General features: G+C 69.9%; 8 protein-coding genes. 5 read left to right on the forward strand and 3 right to left on the reverse strand.

The annotated features are described in order from the left end of the window. Positions 1 to 962: acyl-CoA dehydrogenase family protein (locus I5G_RS03080; RefSeq protein ID WP_022877742.1), on the reverse strand; the 962-nt coding region annotated here is incomplete at its 3' end. Positions 963 to 989: 27 nt separating this feature from the next. Beyond that, on the reverse strand, positions 990 to 2,438 hold the full coding sequence (locus I5G_RS03085) for an NAD-dependent succinate-semialdehyde dehydrogenase (RefSeq protein WP_022877743.1): 1,449 nt from the start codon (positions 2,436 to 2,438) through the stop codon (positions 990 to 992). Positions 2,439 to 2,525: 87 nt separating this feature from the next. On the opposite strand from I5G_RS03085, the gene I5G_RS03090 reads away from it, so the two are divergent. From I5G_RS03090 to I5G_RS03110, 5 genes are all read left to right on the forward strand, one after another. Beyond that, positions 2,526 to 2,837 carry a hypothetical protein gene (locus I5G_RS03090; protein WP_022877744.1) on the forward strand — a complete coding sequence of 104 codons (312 nt, stop codon included), beginning with the start codon at positions 2,526 to 2,528 and terminating at the stop codon, positions 2,835 to 2,837. 8 nt (positions 2,838 to 2,845) lie between these two features. Beyond that, entirely contained in the window at positions 2,846 to 3,511 is a 666-nt protein-coding gene (locus tag I5G_RS03095; RefSeq protein ID WP_022877745.1) for an alpha/beta fold hydrolase, read from the forward strand. A 79-nt stretch (positions 3,512 to 3,590) separates the two neighbouring features. Next, on the forward strand, positions 3,591 to 4,466 hold the full coding sequence (locus I5G_RS03100; RefSeq protein ID WP_022877746.1) for a MoxR family ATPase: 876 nt from the start codon (positions 3,591 to 3,593) through the stop codon (positions 4,464 to 4,466). After that, entirely contained in the window at positions 4,463 to 5,809 is a 1,347-nt protein-coding gene (locus I5G_RS20305) for a VWA domain-containing protein (RefSeq protein ID WP_022877747.1), read from the forward strand. The genes I5G_RS03100 and I5G_RS20305 overlap by 4 nt, the downstream gene beginning before the upstream one ends. 19 nt (positions 5,810 to 5,828) lie before the next feature. Beyond that, the gene (locus tag I5G_RS03110) at positions 5,829 to 7,232 is read left to right on the forward strand and encodes a carboxyl transferase domain-containing protein (protein ID WP_022877748.1); all 1,404 of its coding nucleotides are present in this window, start codon (positions 5,829 to 5,831) and stop codon (positions 7,230 to 7,232) included. Between the two features lie 118 nt (positions 7,233 to 7,350). Here I5G_RS03110 and I5G_RS03115 read toward each other — a convergent pair. After that, the coding region (locus tag I5G_RS03115; RefSeq protein ID WP_022877749.1) for a cytochrome b/b6 domain-containing protein at positions 7,351 to 8,112 on the reverse strand (762 nt) is incomplete at its 5' end.

Raw genomic sequence — 8,112 nt, forward strand, 5'->3', positions numbered from 1 at the left:
CCCGTGCGCACGGAGGAGTAGGGCGTGGTGGGCGCCTCGTTCGTGAAACCGAGCCCTCCCTGCACGTGCGCGGAGACGTTGGTTCCGCGGACCGCGACGTCATGCGCGTACACGAGCGCGGCGGCCGGAAGGTGGCTCTCGGCGTCGGGCTCGTGGTCGAGGAACCAGGCGGCGCGCAGCGCGAGGCTGCGCGCGCTGACGGCGCCGATGTGGGCGTCGACGAGCGGGAACGCGACACCCTGGAGCATGCCCAGGGGCACTCCCATGGTCTCGCGGGTCTTCGTCGACTCCGCTCCCAGCGCGAGGCTCCCCGCCGTGAGGCCGGCGAGCGCGGCCGCCGTCAGCACGTTCCACTCGTCGCGCGCCCGACGGTAGGCCGTCGGCGCAACCGGGGACGCCAGACGCAGGTTTCGCTCCGCAGCCGGATCGACCCATGCCGACGGGAGGTTCGCGCGGTTGCGGACGCGTGCACGCGGCTCGTCCGCGGAGACGACGACGATGTCCGCACCGTCGAACCCGACCACCTGCGAGGCGACCGCGGCGCTGGAGACGAGACGACGGGCATCGAGCGGCTGCGCGGCGAAGGCGAGGATGGTCTCCCCCGTGGCCGCGGCCGCGATGAGCGGCACCGCGGCGGGGTCGCCGGTGGCGACGAGGAGCCGGGTCGCGACGACGTGGTCGATGAACGGGATCGGTGCGAGCACGCGCCCCGCCTCACCGGCGACGAGGGCGAGCGCGAAGACGCCCGCGTCGTCGCCACCGAGGTCTTCCGGCAGCGCCATGGACGTCACGCCCATCTCGACCGCCCGCTGCCAGAGTTCGCGGTCGATGCCCTCGGCCTCCGCCTGCCGGACGGAGTCCGGCGACACGACGGAGCCGAAGAAGTCGGCGAACGCCTCCGCGATCGTCTGGTCGTCCTCGTCGAGCGACACGTTCCGACGACGGTGTTCGTAAGGGTTCATGGAGTCCTCCGCTTCGTCCTCGGGGTGTCAGATGGCGATGCCGACGAGCTTGGTGTCGAGGTATTCGTCGATGCCCTCGTAACCGCCCTCGCGGCCGAGTCCGCTGGACTTGACGCCGCCGAACGGCGCCGCGGCCGATGTCGGGTTGATGTCGTTGACGCCGACCATGCCGAACTTGAGGCGCTCGGTGACGCGGATCGCGGTCGACAGGTCCCGCGTGTACACGTAGGCCGCGAGGCCGTACTCCGTGTCGTTCGCGCGCCGGATGACCTCGTCCTCGTCATCGAACGGCGTGACCGCCGCGATGGGACCGAACGTCTCCTCGACCGAGATGAGCATCTCGGGAGTGACGTCGGCCAGGACGGTGGGAGCGTAGAACGTCGTGCCGGCCATGCCGTCGACCGCGACGCGATCGCCGCCGACCAGGACGCGCGCACCCTTGTCCCTGGCGTCGCCCACCTGCTCCTGCATCTTCGCGACCGCGCGCTCATCGATGAGCGGGCCGATCGAGACGCCCTCCTGCTCACCCTGTCCCACCCTCAGCGCGCGGACCCGCTTCTCCAGGGTCTCGAGGAAGGCGTCGTAAAGGGAGCGGTGGACGTAGATGCGGTTGGGGCTGATGCACGCCTGCCCCGTGTTGAGGAACTTGACCAGTGCCGCCCCCTTCGCGGCGTGTTCGGGATCGGCATCCGGGAAGACGATGAACGGCGCGTGCCCGCCCAGCTCGACGGACACCCTCTTGAGAGTCGGCGCGGCCTTCTGCACGAGCATCTTGCCGATCGCGGTCGAGCCGGTGAAGGTGAGCTTGCGCACCTCGGGCGACTCCAGCAGCGCATCGCCGACTTCTGCGGCCCGGCGGCTGGTGACCATGTTGATGACTCCCGCGGGCAGCCCGGCGTCGAGGAAGAGCTTCAGCGTCTCCACGGCGAGCAGCGGCGTCTGCGCCGCCGGCTTGAGGATGGCCGTGCAGCCCGCCGCGACGGCCGGGGCGAGCTTGCGCGTGATCATTGAGATCGGGTAGTTCCACGGGGTGATGGCGGCGACGACTCCGACCGGCTGGCGCATCGTGAGGAAGCGCTGATCCGCGCGCGCCGAGGGAATGGTCACGCCGCTGATGCGCTTGGCCTCCTCGGCGAACCAGGCGAGGAAGTCTCCCGCATAGGTGACCTCGGTGCGCGCCGCGCGCAGGGGCTTGCCCTGCTCGCGCGTGAGCAGACGGGCCAGTTCCTCGTGCCGTTCCTGCAGGAGCCGGTGGGCCCGCGTGAGGACGGCCGCACGCTCATAGGCGGTCGTCCGCGACCACGTCTCGAAAGCGGTGGATGCCGAGGCGATGGCATCCTGCACGTCCTGGGCGTCGCCATCCGACGCGTGACCGATGACCTCCGCTGAGGCGGGGTCGGTCACCGGAAACGTCGCTCCGGACCGCGAGGGCCGCCAGGCCCCGTCGATCAGAATGGTCGATGCTTCAATTCCCATGGCAGTTCTCCCAAGTGTGCGCACGTCGCTGTATCGCGTTCCGGTAAGCGATACAGTAACACCGTTTCCAATCCTGAGGAGGATGCCATGTCTGCAATCTGGGTCGCTCGTACTCGCCCTCGCACCCCCGACGACGAGGCGGATCTCATCCGCTTCCTGAACACCACCCACACCGACGAGTTGCACGCCGGCCTACCGGAACTGACGGAATACCGCACGTTCCGGCGCCAGGACCCCGACGGTCGCATTCAGCTGGTGTCGATCGGACGCTGCCCGAGCCTCTCGGGTGCGGAGTTGATCGAGCGCATGGCGGCCCTCGCTCCGGGACTCACCCAGAGTCCCGCCATGTCGTTCGAGCCGGGCGAGGCCCCGTCCCTCGAGTTCGCCGAAGAGGTGTGAGGCGCGTCATGCCCTCGCCGCGCCGCGCCCTCATGACGCACGGCTTCGCGTCCTCGTGGGACCACGGCTGGGTCCAGCACGGATGGCCCGACCTCCTCGCCGAGGTCGACATCCTGCCCATCCCCTTCGGGCTTCCCGGCCACGTGGACTCGCCGCTCCCCCCCACCGCCGACATCGAGCTGGTGAGTTCCGCTGCTCTGAACGAGGCGTCCGGAGCCGACACGGCGATCGGATTCTCCCTCGGCGCGGCGCTCACTCTCCACCTCGCCGCGCAGGAGCCCGACCGGTTCGAGAGGATCGTGCTCCTGGGGTTCGGCGACCGCGCGTGGCCCCGGCCCGGCGAGAACGCCCGATTGGCCGATCGCCTCGCCGACCCCGCCCGCGACGACGCAGACCTCGCACAATTGCGCCGGGCGGCGCAGACCTCGGGCAACGACCTCTCGCGCATCGAGGCGTTCCTGCGGCACTTCCCCGGACCTCCACCCCCGAGTCGACTGCGCGCGATCACGGCCGACGTCCTCATCGTCCTGGGCGAAAAGGACGACCTCGGGCCGGCGACCATGGCCGCCACGTCGATGACGAACACCCAGCTGCGACTCCTCCCGGACGTCGACCACTGGCGCACCCCCTCGAGCCCGGCGGCCATGCGTGCCGCGCGGGAATTCCTGTCGTGAGCGCAGCCGTCGGCAGGTATTTATGGTATGCCTTACGGTAAGCAATCTCACACGGTAGTGGCCGAGCGATGGAGCAGTGATGATCGACGCAGATCTCCCCCACGGATTCACGTCCCCGGACGACGTGGCGACCGGACTGCGCGCCACCGGGTACCTCCCCGACGCCGACATCTCGACGACGGTGTTCCTCGCCTCCGCGCTGGAGAAGCCCCTTCTCCTTGAGGGGCCGGCCGGGACCGGGAAGACCGACCTCGCGGCATCCATCGCACGCACGACAGGCGCACGCCTGATCCGCCTGCAGTGCTATCACGGGATCGACGAGGCTCGGGCGCTGTACGAATGGGACTACCGCAAGCAGCTCCTCGCGCTCCAGGCCGCGGGGACGGGACCCGACGCGAGCCTCGACGGGGTCTTCTCGGAGGACTTCCTCCTCTCCCGCCCGCTGCTGGAGGCGGTCAGAGCCGAGGACCGCGTCGTTCTCCTCATCGACGAGGTCGACCAACTCGACATGGAGACGGAAGCACTGCTGCTGGAGTTCCTCGCCGACTTCCAGGTCACGATCCCCGAACTCGGCACCATGCGTGCGGCGCGGGCCCCGCTCGTCTTCCTCACGTCCAACGACAACCGACGCCTGTCCGACGCTCTCAAGCGCCGCTGCCTGTACCTGCACATCTCGTACCCGGATGCCGAGCGCGAGAGCGAGATCATCCGCTCGAGGGTGCCCGGGATCGACGAGCGCCTGTCGATGAAGATCGCCGAGACGGTGGCAATGCTGCGCGGACTCGACCTCAAGAAGCGACCGAGCATCTCCGAGAGCATCGACTGGGCTCGCACACTCCTCCTCCTCGGGGCCACGGACATCGACGAGGACCTGCTCATCGCGCACGCGAACGTCCTGCTCAAGTACGCGTCCGACATCGATCTGGCGCGAGAGACCCTCGGCGTGCGGACATGATCGATGCGGTGCGGGCGCTCGCCGCCGAACTCCGTCGCGTCAACGTCCCCATCGTCACCAGCGACCTCATCCTGGCCGCCGAGGCGCTCGACGCGATCGATCTGACGCAGCGCGAGACCGTCCGCAGCGCCCTCGCCTCCTGCCTGGCCAAGGGAGCGGAGTACCGGGACACGTTCGACGCTCTCTTCGACCTGTACTTCACCGGGACGCCCGTCGACGGCGCGGGCCTGAGCGCTCTGAGCGACGACGCGCTCCGCGCGGCGACGTCGACCGCCCTGCGTCATGGCAATCGGAGCTTCCTCCGCGAGATCGCCGCAGAGGCGGTGCGGCGGTTCGCGAAGATGGAGCCCGGTCGTGCGGTGGCCGGTACCTATTACATCTTCCGGACGCTGCGCGAACTCCACGTCGAGGAGATCCGCGCCACTCTCACGGCTCCGCGCGACGGAGTCCTGCACGGCGGCATGGCGGGCGTCGCGGATCGGTTGCGCGATGCCCGCGCGGACCGTGCGGTCGCGGAGTTCGAACGCACGGTGGAGAGCGAGGTGCGACGTCGCCTCGTGGCCGATCGCGGAGCGGACGCCGTCGCCGCCGTCCTCCGCGCGCCGCTCCCGACGGATGCCGACTTCCTCACCGCATCGACAGCGACGATCGCGAGAATGAACGAGGTCGTGGAGCCTCTGGGGCGTCGACTCTCGCGGGTGCTGGCCGAACAGTCACCCGCATCGGCGCGGTCTCGTCTCGACGTGCGAGCCACCATCCGCGCGTCGATGTCGACGGGCGGATCCCCGGTGTCGTTGCGTCATCTCCCCCCGGACCCCCTGCGACCGCGCCTGGTGGTTCTGGCGGACGTGTCCGGCTCGGTCGCGGCGTTCGCGGGTTTCGCCCTGCAACTGGCCTTCGCCCTCAAGAGCCGATTCTCCTCCGTGCGCTCGTTCGTCTTCGTCGACGGCGTGGACGAAGTGACCTCGCTCATCGGCCGCTCGGGTTCCATCACCGAGACGACGCGGTTGATCAACACCCGCGGCCTGGGCGTCTGGGGAGACGGGCACTCCGACTACGGCAACGTCCTCGCCACCTTCTCGGGACGCCACCTGGATGCCATCGACTTCCGGACGACCGTCCTCATCCTCGGGGACGCGCGGACCAACTACCGCGACCCGAGGCTGGACGCGGTCGAGGAGATCTGCCGCGTCGCCTCCCGCGTCTACTGGCTCAATCCCGAGCGACGGGCGCTGTGGAGCGACGGGGATTCCGCGATGTCGGAGTACGCACCGCTCGTCACCGCCGCGGTGGAATGCCGCACCGTGCGGCAGTTGGAAAGTTTTGTCGAGACGCTGAAATGAGCGACGGAGGAACCGAACGATGACCGATCAGACCATCAGGATCGCGGAGCCGCGGGTCGACCTCCCGTTCGACGGCGCCTGGCGATCGACCGATCCTCTCGGCTTCCCCGGCTACCTCCCACCGGCCACCTCCGATGAGTCCATCCGCACCGGAATCGTCCACGCTCCGCTGGGCGACTACGTCCTCATCGAGTGCGACTTTCATCGGATGGGCGGAACCATGGGCGTGGTCGCGGGCGAATCCACCGCAGCGGCATTCCTGCGCGCGGCGGACCTCCGCCTCCCGGTCGCGGCCATCATCAGCTCCGGCGGAGCACGCCTGCAGGAGGGCGTCCTGGCGCTGATGCAGATGGGACGGACCACGGAAGCGGTGGCGGTGCATCGACGGGCCGGTCTCCGCTCCGCCGCCGCCTTCCGCAGCCCGAGCACGGGCGGCGTCTTCGCCTCGTGGGGGAACGCCGTGGACATGCGCGCCGTCGCGCCGGGAGCCGTGATCGGCTTCGGCGGGCCGCGCGTCGTGGAGGTCGTCACGGGAGAGCGTCCGGATGCCACGTCGCACAACGCCGAGGCCGCCTACCACGACGGCAACGTGGACGCCCTCGTTCCCGAGGAGCAGCAGCAGGAGTGGCTCGAGTGCGCGATCGGCGTCCGTCACGCACCCGAACCGCTGCGGCTGGCCCGCCCGGCCGCGCCGCGCCCGTCCGCCACGCCCTGGGAGGCAGTCCTGGCGGTCCGCACGCCGGAGCACCCCAGCGGCATGGATTGGGTGAGCTGGCTCGCGGACGAATGGATGGAGCTGCGTGGAGCGGGCCGTTGCTTCCGCGCGGGGATCGCGCGCATCGGCGGCATCGAGACGGCCGTGGTCGCGATGCAGCGCGACAAGACCGGACGACGAAACGCCGGCCCGGTGCCCGCGGACTTCCGGCTCGCGCAGAGAACCATCCGGCTGGCCGATCGCGTCGGACTCCCGGTGCTGACCGTGATCGACACTCCCGGCGCCGACCCCTCCCCCGCCTCGGAGACGGAGGGGCTCGCGCGCGAGATCTCCCACACCCTCGTGGCCCTGAGCGACCTGTCGACCCCCAGCGTCGGACTGTGCGTGGGCGAGGGCGGGAGCGGCGGGGCGATGGGGCTCGCCTGGACCGACACCCTGCTGTTGAGCGAGGGATCGGTCTTCTCGGTCATCGGCCCCGAACCCGGCGCGGCCGTGCTCTACCGGGACGCGGCGCGTGCACCGGAATTGGCGACCGCCTTCCGCCTGCGCGCGGAGGACGTGGTGGCGACGGGCTTCGGCGATGCGATCGTCCCGAACGATGTGGATGCCACGCGGGCCGCCGTCGTCGACGCGCTCCGACTCGAGAACGCCGGTCGGCGCGTGGTGCGGGCGGATGCCGCAAGCCGCGCCGCGATGCGGATCGGCTGACGCCCGAGTCGGCCCCGCGCCTCGCCCTCGCCGCCCGGCGGGGCGGGGCGGCGGGGTGTCTTCGTGGGCCCTCGGGACCGACGCGCGTGCGAGCGTCCGCCGCGACGACCCGCCGGGGTCAGCGTCCGACGCGACCGAACAGGGCTGCCACCTGCGTGGTGACGACCGGACGCAACGCCACAGCGGCGCCGACGATGGCGACCATTCCTACCGCGAACACCGTGAAGCCGGCCCAGCTGCCGTCGTCCTGCGTGCCCCAGTACATGTGATTCAGGTTGCGCAGCGCACCGGTGGCGAACACGAGGAAGACGTGGACGAGGACGAAGAGGACGAAGTAGAGCATCACGGGGAAGTGGACCTTTCGTGCCACCTCGACGGGGAAGATCCGGCTGAGACGCTCGGCGCGAGCCGGCCACAGGGCCGACATCCGCAGACCCGTGATCGCCGCGAGCGGGGCAGCGAGGAAGATCGTCGTGAAGTAGGCCAGCACCTGGAGCGCGTTGTAGTTGACCCAGCCGTCCTCGGTCGGCCACGACAAGGACACGTACTGCAGCGCCGAGGACACCGCGTTGGGAAAGAAGTCCCACGAGAACGGAACGACGCGGATCCACTGCCCCGTGCTGAACAACAGCACCACGAACACGATGCCGTTGGCGAGCCAGAACATGTCGAGGAAGACGTGGATGAACTGTTCGATGGGGATCTTCCGTCCGCCGCGACGCGACTGCCAGGATGCCATCGGGCGAGACGTCCGGCGAATGGTCCAGCCCGTCTTGATGACGAGGACCATGAAGAAGGCGTTGAGCCAGTGCTGCCACATCACCCAGGCGGGGAAGCCCTCGGGAGCCCACGCCGGAAGGGGGACCTCGCCGGGGTAGCG

Source organism: Microbacterium sp. B19 (assembly GCF_000333395.1).
Taxonomy (GTDB): domain Bacteria; phylum Actinomycetota; class Actinomycetes; order Actinomycetales; family Microbacteriaceae; genus Microbacterium.

Bases quoted from the DNA above. Each gene is read 5' to 3' on its own strand.
- I5G_RS03085 (WP_022877743.1), bottom strand. From the start codon at position 2,438: ATGGGAATTGAAGCATCGACCATTCTGATCGACGGGGCCTGGCGGCCC.
- I5G_RS03090 (WP_022877744.1), top strand. From the start codon at position 2,526: ATGTCTGCAATCTGGGTCGCTCGTACTCGCCCTCGCACCCCCGACGAC.
- I5G_RS03095 (WP_022877745.1), top strand. From the start codon at position 2,846: ATGCCCTCGCCGCGCCGCGCCCTCATGACGCACGGCTTCGCGTCCTCG.
- I5G_RS03100 (WP_022877746.1), top strand. From the start codon at position 3,591: ATGATCGACGCAGATCTCCCCCACGGATTCACGTCCCCGGACGACGTG.
- I5G_RS20305 (WP_022877747.1), top strand. From the start codon at position 4,463: ATGATCGATGCGGTGCGGGCGCTCGCCGCCGAACTCCGTCGCGTCAAC.
- I5G_RS03110 (WP_022877748.1), top strand. From the start codon at position 5,829: ATGACCGATCAGACCATCAGGATCGCGGAGCCGCGGGTCGACCTCCCG.